The following is a 24644-nucleotide window of genomic DNA, read 5'->3' as shown; positions in this document are numbered from 1 at the left end:
ATACATATGCTAAGCTCAAAAATTGTTATTTCTGGGTACTTTTGTCTTCCGGAGGATCTGTTTATATGAACAAGATAATACATAGGTTTCAATTAATCGTAATTTATAGCGTTGTTTTTTTATTAACAGCGTGTGTTGCGGGTGCACAAAACCCGGGTAAGCCGGTAAATGATACCGTGCTGAATAAATATGGCCTTTGGGTGATCCATTCAACGGACATACTCAATAAAACTGCAATTAACAATGCTGCCAAGCAAATGATCGATATTAAAAAGCATATTCCTTCTATCCTGCTTGATCTGCGTTATGCCGGTACTAATAATTTTATGCATGTACAATTGTATCCTGCCCTCAACACTACTTTTTTACGGAAAGCGGCTGCAGATTCTTTATTAAAAATTCAGCAGTTGTTAAAGAAAAAAGGATTGGGTATAAAAATATTTGATGCCTATCGTCCGTATGCTGTTACAGAAAGAATGTGGGAACCGGTGAAAGACGACCGCTATGCGGCAGACCCTAAAAAAGGCAGCGGGCACAACCGCGGTATTGCGGTGGATCTTACACTGGTGGATCTGAAAACAAAAAAAGAATTGCCGATGGGTACCGGCTTTGATAATTTTACTGATTCGGCGCATCATGCTTTTACAGACTTGCCAAAAGAAATATTACAAAACCGTTTGTTGCTGAAGAAAATAATGGAGGAGCATGGTTTTAAAGCGCTGGATACAGAATGGTGGCATTACTATTTGCCCAATGCTGCAAACTTTGAATTGCTGGATATTGATTTTAAAGAACTGGAACAAAACAATAAAAACATACACAAATGACTACTGCAATTGTAAGCGAACTTTTTGAGCGGGATCTCAATAAATTAAAAACCGAAATAGGTTTATATAAAGATGAAAACAGTTTATGGATCATTAAAGAAGGTATTGGCAACAGCGGGGGAAATCTTTGTTTGCACCTGCTCGGCAACCTGAATCATTTTATCGGGGCTGTATTAGGCAATACAGGTTATGTGCGGGAAAGAGAAAAAGAATTCAATTTAAAGGATATTCCTCAAAAAGATTTGTGCGCACATATTGAGCAGACCATCTCAATAGTAAACACAACTTTATCGAAACTCACAGCAGAAGACCTGGAAAAGAATTTTCCGATAGAAGTTTTTGGAAAGCCTTTAACAACAGGATTTTTACTGGTACACCTCACCACACACCTTTCGTATCATTTAGGACAGATCAATTATCATCGCAGGTTACTGGCTTAGTGATGTATCCTGCTGATCTTATTTTCCAGCATCATCAGGTCGGCCAGTACAAAAGCCGTAACAGCTTCCAGCACTACCGGTACACGCAATGCAATGCAAAGATCGTGTCGACCCTTGATAGAAAAATGTTCCACCGTATTGGTTTCCCAATTCAGTGATTCCTGGTCCTTAGGAGTGGAAGAAGTTGGTTTTACTGCAATGCGGAACACCAGTTCGTTACCATTACTGATACCGCCCACTACTCCACCGGCATGATTGGTAACTGTTTTCCCGGTGGCGTCTGCAATAGCATCATTGTGCTTGCTGCCAAACATTTTTGCAGCTGCAAAGCCGGTACCGAATTCAATACCGCGTACTGCAGGTATCGCAAAAACCGCATGACTGATCACGGACTCCACCGAATCAAAAAAAGGTTCGCCCAGGCCAACCGGTAAATTATTTACACGGCATTCTACAATGCCGCCAATACTATCCTTTTCGTCTATGGCTCGCTGCAAGCCTTTATCGAGATCTGCTTCGCCGCCAATTTCCAAAATGGTGGATGCCACTTTTATTTCATTCAGTATTTTTTTTGCCACAACACCTGCTGCCACCAATGCTACTGTTAAACGGCCGCTGAAATGTCCGCTGCCCCTGAAATCTTCAAAGCCGCCGAATTTTTTCTGCGCAACGAAATCAGCATGGCCCGGCCGCGGAAATGCACGCTGCTTTTCATAATCTCCACTACGGGTATTTTTATTTTTAAAAAGAATAGTGAGTGGCGCACCCGTTGTTCTTTCATTGAACCAACCGCTGATGATCTCGGGAATATCATCTTCCTTTCTCGGCGTGGTGCCTTTTGTACCGCCTTTTCTTCTTTCAATATCTGTATAAAAATCCTCCACAGTTAAAGGCAGACCCGCCGGGCAACCATCGATCGTTACACCAGCACAATCACCATGCGATTCGCCAAAAATGTGTATCCTGAATAAACGGCCAAAAGAATTCATCGAAAATATTTTAATTAATTAAAGATACAGCAGCATTCAATAACTGCAGGTGTTCGTAAAAATCAGGATACGATTTATTGATCGCTTCGGCCTCTTCAATAATAGTTTCGCCTTCGGCCTTTAAAGCAGCCACAGCACAGGCCATTGCAATGCGGTGATCGTGCCGCGAATGAACCGTAGCCCCCTTTAAACCTTCGCCGCCTTTTATCATCATCAAATCGTCCTGCAAAATGATCTCTACGCCCATTTTTGCAAATTCTTCCTGCAAAGTTAATCCACGATTACTTTCTTTATGTGCCAAACGGCTTACCCCTTCAATAACGGAGGTGCCGTTGCAATAAGCTGCCAATGCAACCAGTGGTGGAAAAAGATCCGGGCAATCGGTGGCGTTGAAATGAAAAGGTTTCAATGCTGACAATCCGATTGATGGCGGGGCAATTTCAATTTGTTTTTCTTCAACAGAAATGGTAGCACCGCTTGCGATGATCGCCTGTAACACCGCTTTATCCGCCTGGGTGGAAAATGGATCCAACCCTTTAACAACGATCTTGCCTCCAATAGCACCCGCTACCAATAAAAATGCACCACCGCTCCAGTCGCCTTCTACAGTATAACTGATTGTTTTACCGCTTAAGTTATTGCCTGGTTGAATGGTAAAAGAATTATAGTTATTATTTTGAATCGCATAACCAAAATGCTGCATTACCTGCAGGGTAAGATCAATATAAGGTTTGCTTTTAAGATCGTTTACAGAAATGGTCACAGGGTTAGTTGCAGCTTTGGCAAAAGCAAATAATAATCCTGTCAAAAACTGTGAGCTTAACGATCCATCAATAGTGATGTCCTTTGGTTGCAGCGGCCCTTTTATCTGCAATGGCAGCATACCAGCATTAGATGCTACTTTAATATCCAGCAATGGCAATATCTCGTCAAAAAAATTCATGGGGCGTTTTAATAAACTGCCTGTTCCGTTAATGGTTAAAGACTGCCCGCTTAATGCAGCAATGGGAGTAAACATACGTATGGATAAACCACTTTCCCCACAACTGATACTGCCAGACACCGGCTGAACACCGGTTGACTGAATATCAATTTCGCTATTTTCTATATTACTAACAGTAGCGCCTAATCGCTGTATAATACCCAACGCAGCAAGATCATCATTGCTTTTCCCTGGATTATGGATAGTTGTTACGCCTTCATGCAGCAGCGCTGCCGCACAGGCACGCTGCATAGAGCTTTTGCTGGTAGGTGCAATCAGGGCCCCCTTTATATCCGAGGGCTTTATTGATACTTTCACTATAAAATTTCTTTTAAATACTTGTGTAGGGTTTCCAGCTCCACCGGTTTTATCACGGCTTTGCCAATTTTTTCGAGCAAGAATAAAATTCATCTGGTTGCTGCTTCTCTTCTTATCCATCTTCAGCACCTCAAAAACTTTTTCGTACTCGGTTTCTATATCCACCGGTAAATGATATTTCGCCAGCAGTTTTACGATACGGATCGCTTCTTCAAAATGAAAGCCACTTAATTTCTCCGAAAGATTGCAGGCTGCCACCATACCAATACTGATAGCATGGCCATGCAGCAGATGATGGAGGTTCTCAATAGCATGCCCGATGGTGTGACCAAAGTTCAGCTGTTTCCGGTCGCCCTGCTCAAACTCATCGTTCACTACTACATTGGTCTTTATACTCACATTCTGCTCTATCAGTTCTGCCAAAAGGCTTTCATCCGTTTTAAAATCATGCAGCGAATATCTTTCCAGCTTTGCAAACAGCAGTGCATCTTTTATACAGGCATGTTTGACGATCTCTGCAAAGCCATTCACCCATTGTTCATTAGGCAATGTGCGCAGCAATGAATAATCAAACAATAAAAATTCCGGTTGTTTAATTAATCCCACCAGGTTTTTATATATACCTGCATCCACCCCATTCTTTCCTCCAATGGAAGCATCCACCATGGCTAGAATTGTGGTGGGTACAAATGCAAATTTCAATCCCCGCATGTACACACTTGCAGCATAACCTGTAATGTCTGTAACCACGCCACCTCCAACACCAACAATAAAAGTTTTCCTGTCGGCCTCCAATGCTATCAACTCACTGATAATAAAATCAACCGTAGATTGCTGCTTGTGCTCTTCTCCCGCTTTTATTACAATTGTTCTCCAGCCCTCAAATTTTTGCGAATGAAGCGCCCTGATATTTTCATCCGTAATTAAAACAGTATTTTCTTTTACCGCTAATTCTTCCAAATAAGAAAAAGCGGCATCAAAATAATAACTGACCTTTTTTTCTGAAAAACTATATTCGGCTTTAGTCATAATATCCGTGTTAATTCGTGCAATCCGTGGCTAGTTAACTGTTCATGATATTGTTCTGGTGATTGATACTTTCCAGGTGGATCGCATCAAAATACTTGGTGATGAATTCTTTGCTTAAACCCAGTTTTTCTCCTTTAGTATAGGCTTTTTCCAGTATCTCGTTCCAGCGATTGGTCTGCAGGATGGTAATATTATTGGCTTTTTTATACTGGCCGATCTTATCTGCAATCTTCATACGCTGGCTCAATATGGTCATCAGTTCATCATCCAGTTGGTTGATCTGTTCACGCAAAGTGGCCAGTGCGGTTACAAATTCTTTTTCATCTGTATTCTCATTACGCCAGATCAGTGCGTCCAGTATTTCGGCTAAGCGTTCGGGGGTGATCTGTTGTTTGGCATCACTCCATGCTTTATCCGGATCAATATGGCTTTCGATCATCACACCATCAAAATCAAGATCGATACTTTTTTGTGCTACTGATTGCAGCAATGTTCTGTTACCACAAATATGCGAAGGATCACAGATCAACGGCATACCAGGGAACCTTCTTTTCATTTCTATCGGCAAATGCCACATCGGCGCATTACGGAACTCAGTATTACCGTAAGATGAAAAACCACGGTGTATCATACCCACTTGTGTAATGCCCACTTTCTGCAAACGTTCAATACCACCGGTCCATAATTCCAGGTCGGGGTTGATAGGATTTTTTATTAAGACAGGAATATCAACGCCACGCAATGCGTCAGCAACTTCCTGTACACTAAAAGGGTTCACGGTGGTTCTTGCACCGATCCACAGCATGTCCACATCAAACTGCAATGCATCCTGCACGTGTTTGGCGGTGGCTACTTCCACAGTGATCGGCAGGCCGGTTATTTTTTTTGCCTGTGCCATCCAGGGCAAACCTTTTGTACCAATGCCTTCAAATAAACCGGGTTTGGTACGGGGTTTCCAGATGCCTGCACGGAGTACATCTATTTTACCTGTTTTGGCAAGGCGTGTGGCTGTTTCCAATACCTGCTCTTCTGTTTCTGCGCTGCAGGGTCCGCTGATAATTAATGGGCGCTTATTCCATTTTGCCTGCATTAATTCCTTCATTGATTGTGTTGCTGTTTGCATGATTGTAATGATTAAATTTTTTGAATTATTTTTTATTGCTCAATTTTATTTTTTGTGCTCCCACTCTGTCGCCGTCATCTCAAACCTGGTTTCGCCTTTACCATATACACCCGTTACTTTCCATCCCTGCAATGCATAAAATTTTTCTGCCCTTGTGCCGGGGCTGGTGCTCAGCCAAACCATTTCTTTCTGTTGTGCAAAATACCAGTCGAGCATTGTATCATGTAATATCTTGCCAATGCCTTTTGCTTCAAAATCAGGGTGTACAAAGAGCGCCCAGATATTATTATCCACTAAGTCGGCAATTGAAAAACCTACTATTTCACCATCAATTTCACAAACCCAGCCTTTGCCCCGTTGTGTTATGTAATCAGAACAATCTTTGTCAGTTACCAGGGCCGGATCGCTCAGCATATTTTCCTTTACTGCATTGCGTACCACCTGTATCTGCTGTATATCATCGTTCTGTGCTTCCCGAAAAATCATACCAGTTTATTTAAGTATCTTTTTTATTTTATTCGCATTCTCCATCAGTTCCACCAGGTAAGTGATATTTTCTTTTTCAAGACTTGCCTTGAATTTTCTTAACTGCGAGATGTGCTCATTCAATACATCCAGTACATTTTCTTTATTCTGCATAAAGATGGGCGCCCACATGGCCGAGTTACTTTTAGCCAACCGCACGGTGCTTTCAAAACCACCGCCCGCCATTTCAAAGATCGCATCTTCTTCTTTTTCTTTTTCCAGCACCGTGTTCGCCAATGCAAAAGAAGTAATGTGAGAGATATGGCTTACATAGGCTGCGTGCACATCATGGTTCACCGCATCCATATAAATAATGTGCATGCCCAGTGTTGTATAAATATTTTCCACCAGCTCCAATGCTGCTGTATCTGTTTTTTCTTTTTCGCAGATCACACAGGCACGGCCTGCAAAAGCGCCGCGTACTGCAGCTTCCGGCCCGCTGTATTCGGTACCCCACATAGGGTGCGTGGCCACAAAGCGGCTGCGCATGGGATGATCTTTTAAAGCAGCACATAAAGCCGCCTTGGTAGAACCTGCATCCAATACCACCTGTTTATCCGTGATCATATCCATTACTTCTATCATCACCGGTATAGTAGCATCCACCGGGATTGATACATAGATAATATCTGCCTGTTTTACTGCTTCCTCTAAAGGAAGGGCTTCATCAATAATACCCAGCTCAATTGCTTTTGCAATGCTGGTGGCAGATCGCCCCACGCCGATCACTTTTGTGGCAATACCTTTATCTTTCAATGCCAGCGCCATTGAACCGCCAATTAAACCAACACCTACAATTGTAACCGTCATAAAAATTATTTATTTTCTTTTATCCTTTTTATTGCTGCATCAATATTCTCTTCCTTGCAACACAAACTCACCCGTACATATTTATCGCCGGCGCTGCCAAAAATGCCACCGGGTGTTATAAATACATTGGCACCGTACAACACCTTATCGCTTAATTCGTAACCATCTTTATAATTTTCCGGTATGGAAGCCCACACAAACATACCAGCCTGGTCTTTTGCATATGTGCATTCCAGCAGGTCCAGTAATTCAAACACTTTTTCTCTTCTTGCCTTATATATCGCATTGATGGAATCGTGCCAGTCTTTTTCCAATGTAAGCGCTTTTGCTGCTGCCAGTTGCAGGGGCAGGAACATGCCACTATCCATATTGCTCTTAAAACGTAAAACTTCGTCTATGCGTTCCTTTGAGCCACACAATGTACCAACCCTCCATCCCGCCATATTATGCGATTTACTCAATGAGTTTAATTCGATCACACAATCTTTTGCTTCTTCCATGCTTAATAAACTCATCGGCTCGTCATTCAGGATAAAGCTGTAAGGATTATCGTGTACTATAAGAATGTTGTATTTTTTTGCAAATATCACCAGTTGGTTGAACAAAGACGATGTAGCCAGTTGCCCGGTTGGCATGTGCGGATAATTTACAAACATCAGTTTTACACGGTTGATGTATAGATTATTCTCAATAGCTGCAAAATCGGGGAACCAGTTATTTTCTGCTGATAATGTATACTCCATACATTTAGCCCCTGCAATGGTAGCTGCAGCACGATAAGTTGGATAACCGGGATTGGGTATCAGCACAAAATCACCTTCATTCAGGTAGGTCATACAGATATGCATGATCCCTTCTTTGCTGCCGATCAGTGGCAGAATTTCCGAATCCGCATCCAGCGTTACGCCGTACCATTTTTTATACCATGCCGCAATAGCATTGCGCAATACAGGGCTGCCTTTGTAACTCTGGTACGCATGTGTATTGGGTTTGGCGCTTTCTTCCTGCAATACTTTTATCACATCCGGGTGCGGCGGCAGATCAGGGCTGCCAATACCCAGGCTGATCACGTTTTTCCCTTCTTTATTCATACCATCTATCTCTCTCAATTTTTGAGAAAAGTAGTATTCGCCAATGCCTTCTAATCTTTTTGCTGTTTCCATATATTTTTTTATTACACTAATTATTACGAATTACACGAATTCATTTAGATAGTGCCTTTGTTTTAATTGGTGTAATTCGTTCAAATTCGTGTCATTTATTTTTTAATTCGTGTTATTGCTCTTCCCGTTCTTATACACGCCCAACACACTCAGCTCATCTGTCAGTGGTCTTATTTTTTCTATTACGTTGTTGAATTGTGCAGCTGTTTCAAATTCCATATCTGCATGAAAAGAATATTTAAAATCGCTGCCCGGTATGGGCATACTCTGCAGTTTGGAAAGATTGATCCCTTCTTCTGCAATTTTAGTAAGCACCCTTGCCAGGCTTCCCTTGGAATGATCGGTATAAAAATTAATGGAAGCTTTGTCTGCATCTGTTACAGACACTGCAACATCATTTGGTTGTAATACTAAAAAGCGGGTGTAATTATTTTTTAAAGTATGGATATTGGGAGCGATCATATCCAGGTTGTATAATTCGGCGGCGAGCTTACTGGCTATTGCCGCTACATGTTTGTTCTTGTGCTGGTGAATATGTTTGGCACTCAGGGCGGTATCTTCTGTTTCCACCAGCTTCCAGTTGTATTTATCTAAAAAACCAAAACATTGCTGTATGGCCATCGGGTGCGAATGCACTTCCCGTATATCCTCCAGCGTTACCCCGGGGTTTACCAAAAGATTCTGTTTGATCTGCAGGTATATTTCACCAACAATCTTAAGATTGCTTTTCAGCAGTAAATTATAATTAGGTAATATGCTGCCCGCAATAGAATTTTCAATGGCCATTACACCTCCATCGCTTTGTTTTTTATCGGCAGCGAGCTTTATCACTTCTTTAAAAGTTGCGCAGCAGATCACTTCCGTAGCTTTTCCGTAAAACTGGCGTGCAGCCACCTGGTGAAAGCTTCCTTCAAAACCCTGTATCGAGACTTTTTTATTCATACATTATTTGTAAAACAAAAATCCCGGCCTTTTAGCCGGGATTTTCTTTATGTTAGTCTGTTTATTTTATGTTCAGTATTAACAAAAGCATCCCGGCCTATTTGTAAAATAGTAGCTAAAATAAAAGAAGCTATGGTTGCCTTTGTTCATCATTGAATACCAAAAATAGGAAAACAAGTTTATATCAACAAAAAAATAAAAATCCCCCTTAAAAATTAAGAGGGACTTTAACGATTGCTTGCCATTTAAAAATCTTTATACTGAAACCGGCTGAATTACACAAGCAACCAATGGCCGGTTGAGAAAGTGCTTACTTCTTAGCAGCTGAATCTTTCTTAACAACTGGAGAGTCAACTTTTGGAGCAACAGCTGGAGAATCAACTTTTGGAGCAACAGCTGGAGAGTCAACTTTTGGAGTAGTTGCAGCTGGAGAATCAGTTTTTGGAGTTTCAGATTCACCACCATTGTTACAAGCTACGAATACAGAAGCTACTGCTAATGCTAAAAATACTTTTTTCATTTTTGTTTGTTTAATTTTTAAAATTATAATTTGATATTTATACTGAGACTCAAAAAAGGTAACCCAATATTTATTAACTTTTTTTTTCGTTCTTTTGGGTTACAAATAATCTTTAATCGTATTAATATTACCGGGTGAGCAATTTAGAAGAAGAAAAACTGATACTCAAGGGATTGGCTGAGAACGATAAGCAGGCTATCGAGACCATTTACCGGTCCAATTACGCTATGATCCAGGCATTTATACTCAATAACAGCGGTAGCCAGGATGATGCAAGGGATATTTTCCAGGAAGCCATGATAGTGCTGTACGAGAAGGCCCGGACCGAGAGTTTTGAGCTCAGCAGCCAGATAAAGACCTATATATATTCAGTTTGCAGGCGGTTATGGCTAAAAAGACTGAGCCAGATGCAACGTTTCAGCGGGCATCTGGAACATATAGAAGAGAGTGTGCCGGTGGAAGAAGATATTGAGTCGCACGAAAAAAAGAATGCCGACTTCATATTAATGGAAACCGCCATGAGTAAGATAGGCGAACCCTGTAAAAGCTTGCTGGATGCATATTATATACAGAAAAAGCACATGCAGGAAATAGCAGCCGATTTTGGATATACCAATGCTGATAATGCTAAAACACAGAAATACAAGTGTTTAATGCGATTGAAAAAATTATTCTTTGCACAATATAAAAATGGACAGTAACATGGATGACATATTATTAATGGATGCAGTTGAAAGATACCTGAGAGGAGAAATGTCTGAGCAGGAAAGGACCATGCTGGAAGAACTCCGGAAAAACAATCCTGAGGTAGACCAGATGGTGGTGGAGCATACTTATTTCCTGAACGAACTGGATCAATACGGCGCTATCAAGAATTTTAAACATGCACTGGTTGAAGCGGAGATCAAATTGACCGACGAAGGTGTTATCAACCCTGCTAAATTACAAGGCAGGGCCAAAGTGGCCTTCCTGTGGAAGAGGTACAAGCGCATTGCAGCCGTTGCAGCCAGTATTGCCGGTATTGTTTCTATTATTACCGCAGGATTAACTTCAGTTTATAATAACAGCGGTGATAAAACCAACCCGGGGTACGAACAGCTTAAAAGAGATTTGACAGCTATAAAAGAAGATCAGAAAAAAACCAAGAACGAGGTTAACGATATAAAGACTTTAATTGGTGATGCAAGACCTAAATCTGGTGGTACCGGCTTCTTGATTGATGGCCAGGGATACCTTATTACCAACGCCCATGTGCTGCAGGGAAAAACCATTATTGCTACTAATGATAAGGGCCGCCAGTTTTTGGTTACTGTATGTATGCAGGATAACACCCGTGATATAGCAGTTTTAAAAATAGATGATAAAGATTTTGTTCCTTACAAGTCATTGCCATACAGTATCGGCAAATCCGTAAATCTTGCAGAACCGGTATACACCATGGGCTTTCCTAAAGATGGTATTGTATACGGTGAGGGCTATTTGAGCAGTGAAACAGGTTTCCAGAATGATACGCTTTCTTACCAGATCGCTATTACAGCCGATCATGGTAATAGTGGTGGTCCTGTATTAAATAAAAACGGCGATGTAATTGGTATACTGAGTGATAAATCAGCAGGTGGTGGTGTTTACGCGGTTAAGTCAATGTATATTTTCAAGACCATTGAAAACCTGAAAAAAGACACGGCCTTTTCTAATATAAAATTGGCGAGCGCCAATACCATTAAAAACCTGGACAGGGAACAGCAGGTGAAAAAAGTAACAAGCTGCGTATTCTTAATTAAGAGTTACGAGTAAAATAGCTTTGAGCAAAAAGCGAAATAAAAAACGGTCTCATTCATTTGAGACCGTTTTTTTATACTGTACAATATTTTAAGCCCACAGGTTATCAGGATATTCTCCATCTGCCACCAGCTTATCGATGCTGGCTTTTACCACGGGTGCATCTTCTTTATACGTTACACCAAACCATTGTGAAGAGCAAGGGATCACTTTGATATTGCCGCCCATATCTTTCACAAAAGCATCACCGATCAGCGGGATAAAGAATTCAGCTTTGATATTATCACTGTTATCTTTTACAAACTGGTGAAATAATTTTTCTGTAAGTGGGAACAGCGACTGGTGGAAGCACCAGAAGTTCATTGATACACTTGAATTGAATGGCACTTCGTGTTTGCCATTGTCATCTTCATAAACAATAATATTTCCTTCCCGGTAGATCTTTGTACGTTCATTGATGCTTACAAGATTATTGTCCTTATCCACTACGCAAACGCCCCGGCTAACGGTGCCATGCTCACTGAGCGTTTTCGCCAGTTCGTACCCGATGATGGAATAGGTTTTTTCGTTGCAGTCGTTATTTAAAAATGCTGCTGCTTTTACAAAACCATCCTTACCATAAAAATCATCGGCATTGATCACGGCAAAGGGTTCTTTAATTACATCTTTGGCGCATAATACCGCATGGCCTGTGCCCCAGGGTTTGGTGCGGCCTTCGGGTACCGGCATACCGTCCAGGTGAGCATCCATTTCCTGGTACACATATTCTGTTTTTATTTTTCCTTTCAGTTTGGGTTCAAAAGTATTTTTAAATCCTTCAGCAAAATCTTTGCGGATGATGAATACCACTTTGCCAAAACCGGCGCGGATGGCATCATAAATAGAATAATCCATGATAGTTTCGCCACTGGGTCCAAAGCCCTGCGTTTGTTTCATACTTCCATAGCGGCTTGCCATACCGGCAGCTAAGATCAAAAGAGTTGGTTGCATTGATAATTTAAATTAAAGAATGAAAAATTAATGCCCGATTTTTGAGCAACGAAAATACTATAAACCCGATAAGATATAATAAAAATGCCTTTTAATATTTTTGATGCCCCTGTTGAACAACTGGATGCGGAATTACTGGCGCAAAAAAAATTATCAGTGTCGGTACTGCGCCTCGATCAAATACATCCCGTGGTATCGGGCAACAAATTATTTAAACTGCATTATTTTTTAGCAGCCGCATTACGGTCGCAACACAAGACCATCCTTACTTTCGGCGGCGCATACTCCAACCATTTAGTGGCCACTGCTTTTGCCTGCAGGGAAAATGATCTTAAATGTATAGGTATTGTAAGAGGGGAAAAACCTGCCACGCTCTCCCCCACCCTGCAGCAATGTATGCACTATGGCATGCAGCTGCAATTTGTTGCAAGAAGTGTGTATGATGAGAAAGCAAATGAAGATTTTATCACGGGTCTGCAAAAAGAATGGGGTGATTGCATGGTGATTCCCGAAGGCGGTTACCACCCGATGGGTGCAAAAGGCGCCGCACTTATCATTGACCTGGCGAAAGAAAAAGGCTTCACGCATATTTGTACTGCTACCGGCACTGCCACCACTGTTGCCGGCCTGCTGCTGAACAACAATGATACATCAGTAATAAGTGTACCCGTTTTAAAAGGCATGACCGATATTGAACAAAGAATTCATTATTTAACAGGTGGCAACTGGAAAAGGGACCGCCTGGAGGTACTAGATCAATATCATTTTGGCGGCTACGCAAAAAAAACACCTGAACTGCTTGCATTCATGAACCGGCTTTGGCAAGAACACCGCCTGCCGACCGATTTTGTATACACTGCAAAATTATTTTATGCAGTTTTTGACCGTATAAAAAACGACCGGTTCCCGGAAGGTTCTCAAGTACTTTGCCTGCACACAGGCGGGCTGCAGGGCAATAATTCCCTGCCGGAAGGCAGTTTATTATTCTAATTATTAACATCCCATTATCTTTGCCATAAAATTTAAAGCCGCTTATCCTCGTTATAGTAATATGCAAAGGCCGTTTTTATTGTTCATCCTCTTTTTCAATCTGCTGGCAGCGTCCTTAAAAGCGCAGGATACTTTGCCCAATACCCTGCCGAATATTACGGTAAAGAATATCAACGGGCAGATCATTGTGAGCTGGATCAATAATTACAAACTGCCGGTTAGTACCATCAACATTCAGCGCTCCTACGACAGCCTGCACAATTACAGTACGGTAGGTTCTGTTTTAAATCCGCAAAGTACAGAGAATGGTTATGCCGATATAAAGCCTCCCTACAACAAAATGTACTACCGCGTTTTTATTGCTTTTGAAGGAGGTACGTATGCGTTCAGTAAAAGCGGGAGACCGGTAAAAGTAGTGCAGGAAACAGTGAATGTGCCCGACACTTCCTTCCCCTTCTTAATTACAGGCCGCGATAAATCGGCTATACAATCCATCAGCGACAGCAGGCAGAAAGACCCGAAAAATATCCAGCCCAAAACACAGGTACCCGTGATCATCAACTCCGAGATCATTACTTACCCCAGCAGGCGCATCTTTACTGCAAAAGATAATAATGTGATCATTTCATTGCCGGATGCAGAATCAAAAAGATACACTGTAAAATTTTTCGATGAGAATGAGTTGCCACTTTTTGAATTGAATAAGATACACGAATCCTTCCTTATTATTGAAAAGGTGAATTTTGTGCACGCCGGTTGGTTTCATTTTGAAGTATACGAAAGCGGTAAGCTGATGGAGAAAAATAAATTCTTTATTTCAAAGGATGGCAAATCGCAGCCGCCGCAGAATTAATTACTGAGGGTAGCGGTAATTTCAGCAGGCACAGCTGTTGCTTCAAAAACTTTTTCAAAATTATTCTTGATCTTTTCCTTCACTTCTTCATAATCCACTTTATAGCCCAGTTCTTTTTCGATGGAAGTAACCTGTTTATCCTGTATGCCGCAGGGAATGATATTGTTGAAATAACTCAGGTCGGTATTTACGTTCAACGCAAAGCCATGCATGGTGACCCACCTGCTGCATCTTACGCCAATGGCGCAGATTTTTCTTTCTTTCCCCAAAACACCCGGCTCGATCCACACCCCGGTTTCACCGCTGCTGCGTTCCCCTTTTATACCATATTCGGCAATTGTTAAAATGATCACTTCCTCCAGGTTGCGCAGGTACCTGCCGATATCGGTATAAAATTGCTCCAGGTCCAGTATAGGATAACCCACCACCTGCTGCAGGCCATGAAAAGTGATATCGCCGCCGCGGTTGGTGTTAAAAAACTGTATATGATTGGCTTCCAGTTCCTCATCGCTCATCAGCACATTATTGATATTGCCGCTTTTGCCCAGTGTATAAACTGCCGGATGTTCGCAAAACAAAAAATAATGAGTGGTGCTCGGTTCAGGTGGAGTTTGCCCATTGCGCAAAGCAGTTTTAATGGCCACATTTTGTTGCAACAATGTTTCCTGGTAATCCCAGGCCTTTTTGTAATCAATAATACCCAGGTCTTTGAATATCACTTTATGGTTATCCACTGCAATGTTTTAATTTGCAAAGATACGACAGATGTTGAATGTGCGAATATCGAATAGCGAATATGGTTTGGACCGAAAAATATTCGAAATTCGCACCTTCAAAATTCGACATTCGCATATTCGAAATTCACAATAATGAACGAAGAACAGGACATAGAAGAATTACAGGGCTCCGAAGAGTTATACGAAAAGCTGACCCTTACCATTGATAAAGGGCAGGAACCGTTACGTATTGACAAATTCCTGATGACCCGTATTGAAGGCGCCACCCGTAATAAGATACAGCAGGCCATTGATGATGAGATGGTATTGGTGAATGAAAAACCTGTAAAGAGCAATTACAAGGTAAAGGCCTATGATAAGATCGTGGTGTACGATGACAGTTCGCCCGAGAGCTCTGAGATCATTCCGCAGGATATTCCCTTGAATATTATTTTTGAAGACGATGATATCCTGATCATTGATAAACCTGCGGGCATGGTGGTGCACCCCGGCAGCGGCAATCCTGATGGCACTTTGGTAAATGGTGTGGCCTATCACCTGCTGCAGCAAAATCCCCAGCTCGATGAAACTGAACTCAACCGCTTTGGGCTGGTGCACCGTATTGATAAAAATACCAGCGGTTTGCTGGTGATGGCCAAAACCAAAAAAGCCATGACCGATCTTGCAAAGCAGTTTTTCGATCATACAGTACACCGCCGTTACATTGCACTGGTATGGGGCGATTTTGATAAGGATGAGGGCACCATCGTTGCACATGTGGGCAGGCATTTGCGATTCAGGAAACTCTTCACTGCTTACCCGGATGGCGATCATGGTAAAGATGCCATTACGCATTACAAAGTGCTGGAGCGCTTCAATTATGTAAGCCTGGTGGAATGCAGGCTGGAAACGGGTCGTACGCACCAGATAAGGGTACACATGCAATTGATCGGGCACCCATTGTTCAATGATGATTTTTATGGTGGCGACCGCATCGTACGGGGCACTGTTTTTACCCGCTACAAACAATTTGTAGATAACTGTTTTGCATTGTGCCAGCGCCAGGCCCTGCATGCAAGGGAATTGGGTTTTATACATCCCAGGACAAGAAAGCCCATGCACTTTGAAAGCCCGCTGCCGGCTGATATGGATGCAGTGATAGAGAAATGGCGGAAATACATTGGCCATAAAGGCCACGAATAAAAAATGCTATTATTATGAATGTACAAGAGGCATACAACAATTGGTCGCAGCAATACGACACTAACGAGAACAAGACACGTGATCTTGAAGCAAAAGCATTAAAGACTGTTGTGGCGGATGTGCAATTTGATCATTGCCTGGAGATTGGCTGTGGTACCGGCAAGAATACACAATGGCTCATCACAAAAGCAAAGCATATCACTGCGGTCGATCTTTCAGAAGCCATGTTGGCCAAAGCAAAACAAAAGATCGTAACAGATGCGGTACAATTTATACAGGCTGATATTACATTGCCCTGGGCTTTTACCAATAAACAATATGATCTTGTTACCTTCAGCCTGGTGCTGGAACATATACAGGACCTGGATGCTATTTTCAGCAAAGTGGCCGCAGTGCTTGCACCCGGCGGGCATGTGTATATTGGCGAGCTGCATCCCTTTAAACAATACAGTGGCTCTAAAGCAAGGTTTGAAACAGCAACCGGCACACAGGTAGTGGAATGCTATGACCATCATATTTCTGAATTTGTTGGTGCTGCAAAAAAACATGGATTGCAACTTGTTGAACTGGATGAATATTTTGATGATGACAACAACAAAAATCTCCCCCGCATACTGACACTCTTGTTTAAAAAGAATTAAACCGCCGTTCCATCTACTAAATATTGAGTATATACCAACTGCGTTAATTGGCCGATTTTTATTTAGTGCTGCCGCAACCTGCAGCATTTAAATGATCATTCATCAATAAAAACACAGTTATGGCTTACACCCAACCGGCAGATTACCAGCAAAGACCCATACTCATTATCGGCGCAGGCACTTTGGGCAGGCGCATTGCATTAATGATGGCCGCAGGCGGCGGCGAAGTAAGAATATTCGATTTGTCTGAAGAACAACGAGGTAAAGCAAAAGATTTTATAGAAGAACAATTACCGAAATTATTAGAAAAATTCAAGACCGGCAGCAAGGGTACCATCACTTTATCCGATGATCTTGCAAAAGCTGCAGCCAATGCCTGGCTGGTATTTGAAGCCATTCCTGAAAAACTGGATCTGAAGAAAAAAATATTCAGCGACCTTGACCGGCTGGCGCCTGCAGACGCGATACTCGCCAGCAATTCCTCTTCATTCCCCAGCAGCCAGTTCATCGATCACGTAAGTGATGCCGGCAAAGCAAGGGTGGTGAATACGCATTTTTATATGCCGCCCACACAAAATGCAGTGGAAGTAATGAGCTGTGGTGTGACCGATCCGGCAGTGATCAGTACTTTGATAAAGACCTTACCTTCCCTTGGCGGACTGGTACCTTTTGAAGTGCATAAGGAAAGTGTTGGATTTATCTTCAACCGTGTATGGGCTGCCATTAAAAGAGAATGCCTGAACGTAGTGGCAACGGGTGTATCCACGCCGCAGGATATTGATAAAATATTTTTAGTGAATACAGGCGCACCCTTTGGCCCTTTCAGAGAAATGGACCAGGTAGGGCTGGATGTGATATTGGCCATTGAAGAACATTATGCAGAACTTACTCCCTCATTGCCTGCAGGCCCAAGGGAGTTATTAAAAAAATATATTGCAGCCGGAAAACTGGGTGTTAAAAGTGGTAAAGGGTTTTACGAAGATTACCCCGATGCTGCAAAGAAACATTGAGCGCTACAATTTCAAACAACTTTTTACAGGATAATATTGTTGTACTTTTAGTACGAAAATATTTTCCATGCAATCTCCTGTTGTTTCTGTTGAATGGCTTTTTGAGAACCGTCACAATCCCGAACTTATTATCTTAGACGCAAGCCTGCAAAAGCCTGTTGCAGATCCTTTGTTGCAAAAAGATACAGCAAAGATCCCTGGCAGTATTTTTTTTGATATCGAAAATGTATTTAGTGATAAGCAGCATCCTTTGCCGCATATGATGCCTTCTGCCGAAACATTCACGCATGAAGCGCAGTTACTGGGTATCAACCAGCAAAGCATCATTGTAGTATACGATAATATTGGAGTATATGCTGCACCCCGGGCCTGGTGGATGTTCAGGGCTATGGGGCACGAACAGGTTTATGTATTGAACGGCGGTTTACCTCAATGGAAGAAAGCCGGTTTCTCTTGCAGCGAAGCGTATGCACAGCCTTTAAAAAAAGGTGATTTCATCGCTTCATACCAGCCATCACTCATTACAGCGCAACCTGCTGTAGCCGCTGCATTACTGAGCAACGATATAATTGTTGTTGATGCCCGTTCTCCTGAAAGATTTGTAGGTAAGGCTCCCGAACCAAGAAAAGGATTGAAAGGCGGCCACATGCCCAACGCAGTGAATATTTATTTTGAGCAACTGCTCAACGGTAATATTTTGAAAGAAAAGCCTGCATTGGAAGATATATTCAATGCTGTTGCAGACAGGGAACAACTGATTATTTTCAGTTGCGGTTCGGGCATCACCGCATGCATCACAGCTTTGGGCGCTGCCATTGCCGGCTACAAACATTTAAGTGTGTATGATGGTTCCTGGTGCGAATGGGGGTCGCTTCCAGGCACACCTGTGATAAGCTGAAGAAAAGAATTATTTTTAGCATGTCTATGATACAATTCAACGCCACTTTATTAAAGTTTGATGAACAGGGTGAAAAGACCGGGTGGACCTATATTATCATACCTGCAAAAATTGCGAAGCAATTAAAGCCAGGCAATAAAAAATCTTTTCGTGTAAAAGGAAAGCTGGATGATCATGCAATAGAAAAAGTTGCATTGATGCCCATGGGCGAAGGAGATTTTATCATGGCCTTTAATGCGTCTATGCGTAAGGGTACGGGCAAGCGGAAAGGCGCCACAATCAAAGTACAGCTACAGGCCGATGATGCACCCATACTGCCGCCAGCAGAATTAATGGAATGCCTGGCCGATGAACCGGCAGCGCTGGAACACTTCAACAGTTTGCCGCAGGGCCACCGCAATTATTTTACCAAATGGATAGAGAGTGCCAAGACAGAAGCCACTAAAACCAAACGCATTGCACTGGTAATAAAAACCATGGTACGCAAAATGGATTTTGGCGCAATGCTGCGGGAGGAAAGAGATGAAAGAAAAAAATTACAGGGATAAATTCATTACCTGATCAGTATCGAAGTGCCTTTTTGCTCAATACGTTTCCCTGTATCAATATTAGTGTATTGCAGTATCCACACATAAGTTGCCGGATCGGCGCCTTGTCCTTTAAAAGTACCGTCCCATCTTATCATCCAGTTAGTGGTTTGAAATACCAGTTGACCAAATCGGTTGTACACTTTAAAAATAAGGTCCTTTGCTTTGTATGCATTCAGCGGGTACAGGTAATCATTCAATCCATCACCATTAGGTGTAAAGGCATTGGGCACAGCAATATAACAGTTGCCCACTACTTTAATGGTATGTATGGCAGTATCTGTGCAACCTAGATTATTGGTAACGATTAAATCGCACCGGCACATCTCTTATATCGTTCATAGAATAAGGATATACCTGTGGTGGCGGTTGCTGCAGGGTGCTGGTATTGCCATTGCCAAAATCCCATAACCAGCCTACAATATTGCCGGTACTGTTGTCTTTATAAGTTGCCTCGTCGCCGGGACAAACAACAGCCGTTGCCTCAAACTCCGCATTATAATCATTGTCCAGGAAAATAGTTTTTACAGCAGAGGTATCTTTACAAACACCATTGGATACGATCAGCTGCACTGTTTTATCTCCGAAAGAAGCATACACTATTGAAGGATTCTGCAGGTTGCTGGTGCGGATATTATCAAAATTCCATTTCCAGAAATTCACTTCATTTCTTCCATCATGAAAGTAATCAATCGTATCTCTTCTGCAACCATAGCGGATGTTGTAAGTAAAGTCTGCATTCACAGTATCCGCAGTAGTAAATGTAAGCGAAGCGGGAAGCGTTTGCTGGCCGCATTCATTAATAAGGCTGTTACCATCGCTGCCCGTCTTTAATTGTATCTGGTACGTGCCTTTGGTTAGTATCGGCGCAGATAATTTTACTTTGATCACTTTTGTCAGATCGTCGTTTCCGCATACACCCGATGCACCGATCACGGTAACAGGCGTGGTACCGGTCACAATAAAATCGCTGCCATCTGCCGCAATGCTGCTGCAGCGGATATACCTTATTTGTTTGGAGAAATCCAGTTCCAGTTCATCAGGTGCACAACCGGGTTTGGTAATGCTATCCATTGGTGTTGGAAAAACTGGATACACTACCATCGGTATACTTTCACCCACCGGTATCAGCCTGTCGCAGTTATCTTTTAAAGTATTATTATCTGTGGAACCATTTTTTATATTGATGGTGTAATTACCCGGTGGCAGTGGCTTGTCCAAAGTCAATATCACCGAATCCATATCAAAACTTGCCGTGCAGCCGTATCCAACTGCGCCAATAACATTGGCAACAGGCGGAGTGATCGTAAACTCCGATCCGTCTGCAGAAAGGCTGTTACATTTCATGCGTTTATTGAGCTTGACCACAGCCTGGGTACCATCGCAAATGGCCCTGGAGCTTTCCATGTGGGGTTCTTTGGGATCGGTAATAACAGCAGTACCGCCGCCAAAAGAAAGACTATAACCATTAGGCGTATCCGAAAAGTGACTGATCAGTAATAAATAATCATGGCCCTGTATGATCACCGGCATGCTGCAATAAGTATTCACACCGGGACCGTCGCATTCTCTCAAAGAAGTACCCTGCGAATTGTCGGTGCCGGTTGGTTTAAATTCTGCAGACCAGTTATAGGCAACTATCAAACTGGCATCAGTATACACATCATTGGGGTTTCTGCCAGTAACATCAAATAATTCCCAATCATAATCTTCGGGAGAATTAGGATTGATCAGGAAACCCAGCGTTCCACCTGTAAAACAGGTGAATTTGTACCAGAAAGGATTTTTATCCGAGAAGGGCGCCCTGGGGCAGGAAGGTGCAGGTATATCTCTTCCACCGCAAAACGGCACCGTGGACTGAGAAAAACTTGAAGTACCGCAAACGGGAAAGGCTGTAGAAGGATTTTGACCAAGGGCAGTGCACACGGTCTGCGCATTGCTGCCCGCAAACACAATAACACCTACCAGTAAAACAAATATCCTTTTGATCATAACCCAAGCGAAATTATAGTAAAGATGCCTTTACAGGCAATAATGCTGCAAGTGTTAATAAGGTTTTAACAAGTAATGATGTATCAATTGATTGAAATACACAGCGAAATAGCTGGTTATTTTACTTTACCTTTTATCTCCTGCAGTTTTAATAATGCTTCCACGGGGGTAAGACGGTTGATATCCACTGTTTCCAAAAGGTTGCGTATCTCATCGAAAGTAACAGAATGTGCGTCAAAAATACTCAGCTGCATTTTGGGCGTACTCAATTGCTTCACGGTTTCATCAGTATTGGTATTACGGCTTGCCTCCAACTGCGCCAGTATTTCGTTGGCACGATTGATCAATGCCGGCGGCATACCCGCCATCCGTGCAACATGTATACCAAAACTGTGCGTACTGCCCCCGGGAGCCAGTTTACGCAGGAAAATTATTTTATTACCTGCTTCTTTATTGGTCACATGATAATTCTTTACCGCAGGTAGTTTATTTTCCAGTTCATTCAATTCATGATAGTGTGTTGCGAATAATGTTTTGGGCGAGTGGCTGCTTTTATGCAAAAACTCTACGATGCTCCATGCTATGGAAATACCATCATAAGTGGAGGTACCACGTCCTATCTCATCCAGCAGTACCAGGCTGCGGCTGGTGATATTATTGATGATGCTCGCTGTTTCATTCATCTCCACCATAAAAGTACTTTCACCACCACTTAAATTATCGCTCGCCCCTACCCTTGTAAATATTTTATCGGTCAGGGGCACTTTGGCCGCAGCGGCAGGCACAAAACTACCCATGTGGGCCATCAATGTTATCAAGGCTGTTTGCCGCAGAATGGCGCTCTTACCACTCATATTGGGCCCCGTTAAAATAATGATCTGTTGAGAGGAAGGATCGAGCAAAATATCATTGGCAATATAAGATTCGCCAACGGGCAAATACCTTTCGATCACCGGGTGGCGACTATCTTTAAGATCTAATATATTGCCTTCATCCAGCTGCGGTTTTTTATAATTAAAATGCAGGGCATTATTCGCAAAACAGGTCAGGCAATCCAGTATGGCCAGTACATGACCATTCACCTGCATGGGTGCAATATAATCCTGCAATTCATTCAGCAGTTTTTCAAAAAGCTGTAATTCTATCTGCAGTATCTTATCCTCAGCACCAACAATTTTTTCTTCGTATTCTTTTAATTCAGGGGTGATATAGCGTTCTGCATTTACCAGTGTCTGTTTGCGTATCCAGGTATCAGGTACTTTTGATTTATGTGCGTGTGTTACTTCCAGGTAATAACCAAACACGTTATTAAAACTGATCTTTAAAGAAGATATACCTGTAGCAGCCGCTTCTTTTTGCTGCAGTTGCAATAAATAATCTTTACCGCCGCTGGCAATTTTTCGCAAGCCATCCAGTTCTTCATTGATATCATCTGCAATGATACCTCCCTTTGCTGCCACTGCAGGAGGATTTTCATTGATCTCTTTAACGATCCGGTCTAAAATATATTTACAGGGATTGAGCGAATCGCCCAGTCTTTTTAAATAAGCATTGGTGGAATTTTCGCAGATCAGTTTTACCGCTTCTGTTTGCTGCAAACCTTTTGCTATCTGCAACACTTCGCGGGGATTTACTTTTTTCAACGGCACTTTGCTTACCAACCGTTCCACATCACCAGCCTGCTTGATATGTTGTGCGATCTTATTCCGGGTATCCACTTCTTTTATAAAAAATTCCACCGCATCCAGGCGTTCATTGATCTTATCAATACTATTCAGCGGCATGATGATCCAGCGCTTCAATAATCTTGCACCCATGGCAGACACGGTATTGTCCATCACTTTCAGTAAAGTGTTCTGCCCTTCGCCACCAAACAATTCCAGGTTACGGATGGTAAAGCGGTCCATCCATAAATGTTCGTCTTTGTCTATCCTTTGTATAGAAGTGATATGACCCAGGTTGGGATGCTCCGTATCTTTTAAATAATGCAGCACAGCGCCTGCAGCAATAATGGCCAGGCTCATTTTTTCAATGCCAAAACCTTTTAAGCTGTGCGTACCAAAATGTTTCAATAAACTTTCGGTGGCATAGGCTTCGGCAAATATCCATTCGTCTAAAGTGTAAGTAAAAAATTTGGGGCCGAATAATTCTTTGAATTGTTTTTGCCTGTTGCGTTGAAAGATCACTTCTGCAGGTTTTAAACTCTGCAGTAATTTATCGGCATAAGCGGCATCGCCTTCTGCTAAAAAAAATTCACCAGTACTGATATCCAAAAATGCAATACCGATATTGTTCTCTTCAAAATGCAGTGCAGCTAAAAAATTATTGCTGTTATGCTCCAGCAATTTATCATTGGTAGCAACACCGGGTGTTACCAGTTCGGTAACGCCCCGCTTTACAATACCCTTTGCCTGTTTGGGATCTTCCAGCTGATCGCAGATGGCTACACGATAACCGGCCTTTACCAGTTTATGCAGGTACGTATCCAGTGCATGGTGCGGAAAACCCGCCAGTTCGGATGCATCAGGATTGCCGTTATTTCTTTTGGTTAATGTAATACCGAGTACGGCCGCAGTTGCCACCGCATCCTGCCCGAATGTTTCATAAAAATCCCCTACCCGGAACAGCAGGATGGCATCAGGGTATTTAGCCTTGATGGCATTGTGTTGCTGCATTAAGGGTGTTTCTCCAGCTGCTTTTGCCATATATTTTATATCCTCATATAGGCTAAATGGTGCCTAATGGAGGGTGGGCAAAAATAAGAAAGCAGGAACTAAAAGGACCTTTTTTACTGAAAAAGATAGAATATTGGCCCTTTAAGAACAATTTCATACACTATTATCCAATATTTTTTCGAGAATCGATACTATACTTTGCTGTTGTCGAAGTAAAGATTCAATGACTTCTTTGGGTACTTCGTAATATTTGTGAGATTGAGCTATCTTTTTAATTTGATCAATGTGCTTCTCTTTTACTTCAGCATCAGATTCCATCAACCACATCAACGAAACTTCAAAAGCCCCGATCACTCTGGTAATCACGTCCCAGTTTGGGGTACTTTTATCAGTCTCATATCTGCTGTAAGTTGATTGCTCCATGCTAAGCTGTTCGCACATTTCTTCCTGTGTAAGATTATGCTGAAACCTTAATTCCTTTAATTTCTTTCCAAAGCTCATAGTACGCCAATTAGGAAACTAAAGTATGTAAAAATAAGAGAATTAAAATATGCAAAAAATGCATAGAATATACCCAATTCGCATATCCAATTAAAAGGAAATTGACAAATTTCAAGTACAGAAATTTTTGCAGCATACTTA

Annotated in this window: 25 protein-coding genes; 11 read left to right on the top strand and 14 right to left on the bottom strand. The window is 42.2% G+C overall.

Going from position 1 to position 24644, the window contains the following annotated elements; all coding sequences use genetic code 11:
* Positions 1 to 65 precede the first annotated feature (65 nt).
* A complete protein-coding gene (locus QM738_RS24830; RefSeq protein WP_462279478.1) occupies positions 66 to 827 on the top strand; it encodes a M15 family metallopeptidase in 762 nt (253 codons plus the stop codon).
* Positions 824 to 1267, top strand: coding sequence for a DinB family protein (locus QM738_RS24825; RefSeq protein ID WP_462279477.1), 444 nt, complete (start codon positions 824 to 826; stop codon positions 1265 to 1267). Before QM738_RS24830 ends, QM738_RS24825 begins: the two co-directional genes overlap by 4 nt.
* On the opposite strand, the gene QM738_RS24820 is transcribed toward QM738_RS24825, so the two are convergent.
* The 8 genes from QM738_RS24820 to QM738_RS24785 all read right to left on the bottom strand — a co-directional run bounded on the left by QM738_RS24820 (position 1264) and on the right by QM738_RS24785 (position 9668).
* Positions 1264 to 2256, bottom strand: a complete 993-nt coding sequence (locus QM738_RS24820; RefSeq protein ID WP_462279476.1) for a chorismate synthase — start codon at positions 2254 to 2256, stop codon at positions 1264 to 1266. The genes QM738_RS24825 and QM738_RS24820 overlap by 4 nt on opposite strands.
* A 10-nt stretch (positions 2257 to 2266) precedes the next feature.
* Complete coding sequence (gene aroA, locus QM738_RS24815) at positions 2267 to 4585, bottom strand: 3-phosphoshikimate 1-carboxyvinyltransferase (RefSeq protein WP_462279475.1); 2319 nt, start codon at positions 4583 to 4585, stop codon at positions 2267 to 2269.
* A gap of 34 nt (positions 4586 to 4619) precedes the next feature.
* Complete coding sequence (locus QM738_RS24810; protein ID WP_462279474.1) at positions 4620 to 5708, bottom strand: chorismate mutase; 1089 nt, start codon at positions 5706 to 5708, stop codon at positions 4620 to 4622.
* Positions 5709 to 5753: 45 nt separating this feature from the next.
* On the bottom strand, positions 5754 to 6194 hold the full coding sequence (locus QM738_RS24805) for a GNAT family N-acetyltransferase (protein ID WP_462279473.1): 441 nt from the start codon (positions 6192 to 6194) through the stop codon (positions 5754 to 5756).
* Between the two features lie 6 nt (positions 6195 to 6200).
* Positions 6201 to 7043: a prephenate dehydrogenase gene (locus QM738_RS24800; protein ID WP_462279472.1), complete on the bottom strand. Its 843-nt coding sequence runs from the start codon at positions 7041 to 7043 to the stop codon at positions 6201 to 6203.
* Between the two features lie 5 nt (positions 7044 to 7048).
* Positions 7049 to 8206 (bottom strand): pyridoxal phosphate-dependent aminotransferase, encoded by a 1158-nt coding sequence (locus tag QM738_RS24795; RefSeq protein WP_462279471.1) that lies wholly within the window; start codon positions 8204 to 8206, stop codon positions 7049 to 7051.
* Between the two features lie 102 nt (positions 8207 to 8308).
* Entirely contained in the window at positions 8309 to 9148 is an 840-nt protein-coding gene (locus QM738_RS24790; RefSeq protein WP_462279470.1) for a prephenate dehydratase, read from the bottom strand.
* 310 nt (positions 9149 to 9458) lie between these two features.
* Positions 9459 to 9668 carry a hypothetical protein gene (locus tag QM738_RS24785; RefSeq protein ID WP_462279469.1) on the bottom strand — a complete coding sequence of 70 codons (210 nt, stop codon included), beginning with the start codon at positions 9666 to 9668 and terminating at the stop codon, positions 9459 to 9461.
* 134 nt (positions 9669 to 9802) lie between these two features.
* Between QM738_RS24785 and QM738_RS24780 the strand changes: the two genes are divergently transcribed.
* Both QM738_RS24780 and QM738_RS24775 read left to right on the top strand, forming a co-directional pair.
* Positions 9803 to 10369, top strand: coding sequence for an RNA polymerase sigma factor (locus tag QM738_RS24780; RefSeq protein ID WP_462279468.1), 567 nt, complete (start codon positions 9803 to 9805; stop codon positions 10367 to 10369).
* 1 nt (position 10370) lies between these two features.
* Entirely contained in the window at positions 10371 to 11462 is a 1092-nt protein-coding gene (locus tag QM738_RS24775) for a S1 family peptidase (protein WP_462279467.1), read from the top strand.
* A gap of 75 nt (positions 11463 to 11537) precedes the next feature.
* Here the strand turns inward: QM738_RS24775 and QM738_RS24770 are convergent, their stop codons facing one another.
* On the bottom strand, positions 11538 to 12437 hold the full coding sequence (locus QM738_RS24770; protein WP_462279466.1) for a sugar phosphate nucleotidyltransferase: 900 nt from the start codon (positions 12435 to 12437) through the stop codon (positions 11538 to 11540).
* Positions 12438 to 12521: 84 nt separating this feature from the next.
* On the opposite strand from QM738_RS24770, the gene QM738_RS24765 reads away from it, so the two are divergent.
* Positions 12522 to 13427: a 1-aminocyclopropane-1-carboxylate deaminase/D-cysteine desulfhydrase gene (locus QM738_RS24765; RefSeq protein WP_462279465.1), complete on the top strand. Its 906-nt coding sequence runs from the start codon at positions 12522 to 12524 to the stop codon at positions 13425 to 13427.
* 61 nt (positions 13428 to 13488) lie between these two features.
* Positions 13489 to 14280 carry a hypothetical protein gene (locus tag QM738_RS24760; protein WP_462279464.1) on the top strand — a complete coding sequence of 264 codons (792 nt, stop codon included), beginning with the start codon at positions 13489 to 13491 and terminating at the stop codon, positions 14278 to 14280.
* Here QM738_RS24760 and lipB read toward each other — a convergent pair.
* Positions 14277 to 15014, bottom strand: a complete 738-nt coding sequence (gene lipB / locus QM738_RS24755) for a lipoyl(octanoyl) transferase LipB (RefSeq protein WP_462279463.1) — start codon at positions 15012 to 15014, stop codon at positions 14277 to 14279. The genes QM738_RS24760 and lipB overlap by 4 nt on opposite strands.
* A 135-nt stretch (positions 15015 to 15149) precedes the next feature.
* On the opposite strand from lipB, the gene QM738_RS24750 reads away from it, so the two are divergent.
* From QM738_RS24750 to QM738_RS24730, 5 genes are all read left to right on the top strand, one after another.
* The gene (locus tag QM738_RS24750; protein ID WP_462279462.1) at positions 15150 to 16199 is read left to right on the top strand and encodes an RluA family pseudouridine synthase; all 1050 of its coding nucleotides are present in this window, start codon (positions 15150 to 15152) and stop codon (positions 16197 to 16199) included.
* A 14-nt stretch (positions 16200 to 16213) separates the two neighbouring features.
* The gene (locus QM738_RS24745; protein ID WP_462279461.1) at positions 16214 to 16840 is read left to right on the top strand and encodes a class I SAM-dependent DNA methyltransferase; all 627 of its coding nucleotides are present in this window, start codon (positions 16214 to 16216) and stop codon (positions 16838 to 16840) included.
* 119 nt (positions 16841 to 16959) lie between these two features.
* Positions 16960 to 17850: a 3-hydroxyacyl-CoA dehydrogenase family protein gene (locus tag QM738_RS24740; RefSeq protein WP_462279460.1), complete on the top strand. Its 891-nt coding sequence runs from the start codon at positions 16960 to 16962 to the stop codon at positions 17848 to 17850.
* A 67-nt stretch (positions 17851 to 17917) separates the two neighbouring features.
* Positions 17918 to 18748, top strand: a complete 831-nt coding sequence (locus QM738_RS24735; protein ID WP_462279459.1) for a sulfurtransferase — start codon at positions 17918 to 17920, stop codon at positions 18746 to 18748.
* A 20-nt stretch (positions 18749 to 18768) separates the two neighbouring features.
* Complete coding sequence (locus QM738_RS24730; RefSeq protein WP_462279458.1) at positions 18769 to 19296, top strand: YdeI/OmpD-associated family protein; 528 nt, start codon at positions 18769 to 18771, stop codon at positions 19294 to 19296.
* Between the two features lie 5 nt (positions 19297 to 19301).
* On the opposite strand, the gene QM738_RS24725 is transcribed toward QM738_RS24730, so the two are convergent.
* From QM738_RS24725 to QM738_RS24710, 4 genes are all read right to left on the bottom strand, one after another.
* The gene (locus QM738_RS24725) at positions 19302 to 19661 is read right to left on the bottom strand and encodes a gliding motility-associated C-terminal domain-containing protein (RefSeq protein ID WP_462279457.1); all 360 of its coding nucleotides are present in this window, start codon (positions 19659 to 19661) and stop codon (positions 19302 to 19304) included.
* Positions 19630 to 21327 carry a PKD domain-containing protein gene (locus QM738_RS24720; protein WP_462279456.1) on the bottom strand — a complete coding sequence of 566 codons (1698 nt, stop codon included), beginning with the start codon at positions 21325 to 21327 and terminating at the stop codon, positions 19630 to 19632. The genes QM738_RS24725 and QM738_RS24720 overlap by 32 nt, the downstream gene beginning before the upstream one ends.
* A 116-nt stretch (positions 21328 to 21443) precedes the next feature.
* Positions 21444 to 24032: a DNA mismatch repair protein MutS gene (gene mutS, locus QM738_RS24715; protein WP_462279455.1), complete on the bottom strand. Its 2589-nt coding sequence runs from the start codon at positions 24030 to 24032 to the stop codon at positions 21444 to 21446.
* A 123-nt stretch (positions 24033 to 24155) separates the two neighbouring features.
* Positions 24156 to 24503 carry a helix-turn-helix domain-containing protein gene (locus QM738_RS24710; RefSeq protein ID WP_462279454.1) on the bottom strand — a complete coding sequence of 116 codons (348 nt, stop codon included), beginning with the start codon at positions 24501 to 24503 and terminating at the stop codon, positions 24156 to 24158.
* Positions 24504 to 24644: the final 141 nt, after the last annotated feature.

This window comes from Ferruginibacter sp. (assembly GCF_049840995.1).
In the GTDB taxonomy this organism is placed as follows: domain Bacteria; phylum Bacteroidota; class Bacteroidia; order Chitinophagales; family Chitinophagaceae; genus Ferruginibacter.
Note: the sequence above shows the minus strand (reverse complement) of the source record. Positions and strands in the feature narration are given on the sequence as shown.

Bases quoted from the DNA above. Each gene is read 5' to 3' on its own strand.
- QM738_RS24830 (WP_462279478.1), top strand. From the start codon at position 66: ATGAACAAGATAATACATAGGTTTCAATTAATCGTAATTTATAGCGTT.
- QM738_RS24825 (WP_462279477.1), top strand. From the start codon at position 824: ATGACTACTGCAATTGTAAGCGAACTTTTTGAGCGGGATCTCAATAAA.
- QM738_RS24820 (WP_462279476.1), bottom strand. From the start codon at position 2,256: ATGAATTCTTTTGGCCGTTTATTCAGGATACACATTTTTGGCGAATCG.
- aroA (WP_462279475.1), bottom strand. From the start codon at position 4,585: ATGACTAAAGCCGAATATAGTTTTTCAGAAAAAAAGGTCAGTTATTAT.
- QM738_RS24810 (WP_462279474.1), bottom strand. From the start codon at position 5,708: ATGCAAACAGCAACACAATCAATGAAGGAATTAATGCAGGCAAAATGG.
- QM738_RS24805 (WP_462279473.1), bottom strand. From the start codon at position 6,194: ATGATTTTTCGGGAAGCACAGAACGATGATATACAGCAGATACAGGTG.
- QM738_RS24800 (WP_462279472.1), bottom strand. From the start codon at position 7,043: ATGACGGTTACAATTGTAGGTGTTGGTTTAATTGGCGGTTCAATGGCG.
- QM738_RS24795 (WP_462279471.1), bottom strand. From the start codon at position 8,206: ATGGAAACAGCAAAAAGATTAGAAGGCATTGGCGAATACTACTTTTCT.
- QM738_RS24790 (WP_462279470.1), bottom strand. From the start codon at position 9,148: ATGAATAAAAAAGTCTCGATACAGGGTTTTGAAGGAAGCTTTCACCAG.
- QM738_RS24785 (WP_462279469.1), bottom strand. From the start codon at position 9,668: ATGAAAAAAGTATTTTTAGCATTAGCAGTAGCTTCTGTATTCGTAGCT.
- QM738_RS24775 (WP_462279467.1), top strand. From the start codon at position 10,371: ATGGATGACATATTATTAATGGATGCAGTTGAAAGATACCTGAGAGGA.
- QM738_RS24770 (WP_462279466.1), bottom strand. From the start codon at position 12,437: ATGCAACCAACTCTTTTGATCTTAGCTGCCGGTATGGCAAGCCGCTAT.
- QM738_RS24765 (WP_462279465.1), top strand. From the start codon at position 12,522: ATGCCTTTTAATATTTTTGATGCCCCTGTTGAACAACTGGATGCGGAA.
- QM738_RS24760 (WP_462279464.1), top strand. From the start codon at position 13,489: ATGCAAAGGCCGTTTTTATTGTTCATCCTCTTTTTCAATCTGCTGGCA.
- QM738_RS24750 (WP_462279462.1), top strand. From the start codon at position 15,150: ATGAACGAAGAACAGGACATAGAAGAATTACAGGGCTCCGAAGAGTTA.
- QM738_RS24745 (WP_462279461.1), top strand. From the start codon at position 16,214: ATGAATGTACAAGAGGCATACAACAATTGGTCGCAGCAATACGACACT.
- QM738_RS24740 (WP_462279460.1), top strand. From the start codon at position 16,960: ATGGCTTACACCCAACCGGCAGATTACCAGCAAAGACCCATACTCATT.
- QM738_RS24735 (WP_462279459.1), top strand. From the start codon at position 17,918: ATGCAATCTCCTGTTGTTTCTGTTGAATGGCTTTTTGAGAACCGTCAC.
- QM738_RS24730 (WP_462279458.1), top strand. From the start codon at position 18,769: ATGTCTATGATACAATTCAACGCCACTTTATTAAAGTTTGATGAACAG.
- QM738_RS24725 (WP_462279457.1), bottom strand. From the start codon at position 19,661: ATGTGCCGGTGCGATTTAATCGTTACCAATAATCTAGGTTGCACAGAT.
- QM738_RS24720 (WP_462279456.1), bottom strand. From the start codon at position 21,327: ATGATCAAAAGGATATTTGTTTTACTGGTAGGTGTTATTGTGTTTGCG.
- mutS (WP_462279455.1), bottom strand. From the start codon at position 24,032: ATGGCAAAAGCAGCTGGAGAAACACCCTTAATGCAGCAACACAATGCC.
- QM738_RS24710 (WP_462279454.1), bottom strand. From the start codon at position 24,503: ATGAGCTTTGGAAAGAAATTAAAGGAATTAAGGTTTCAGCATAATCTT.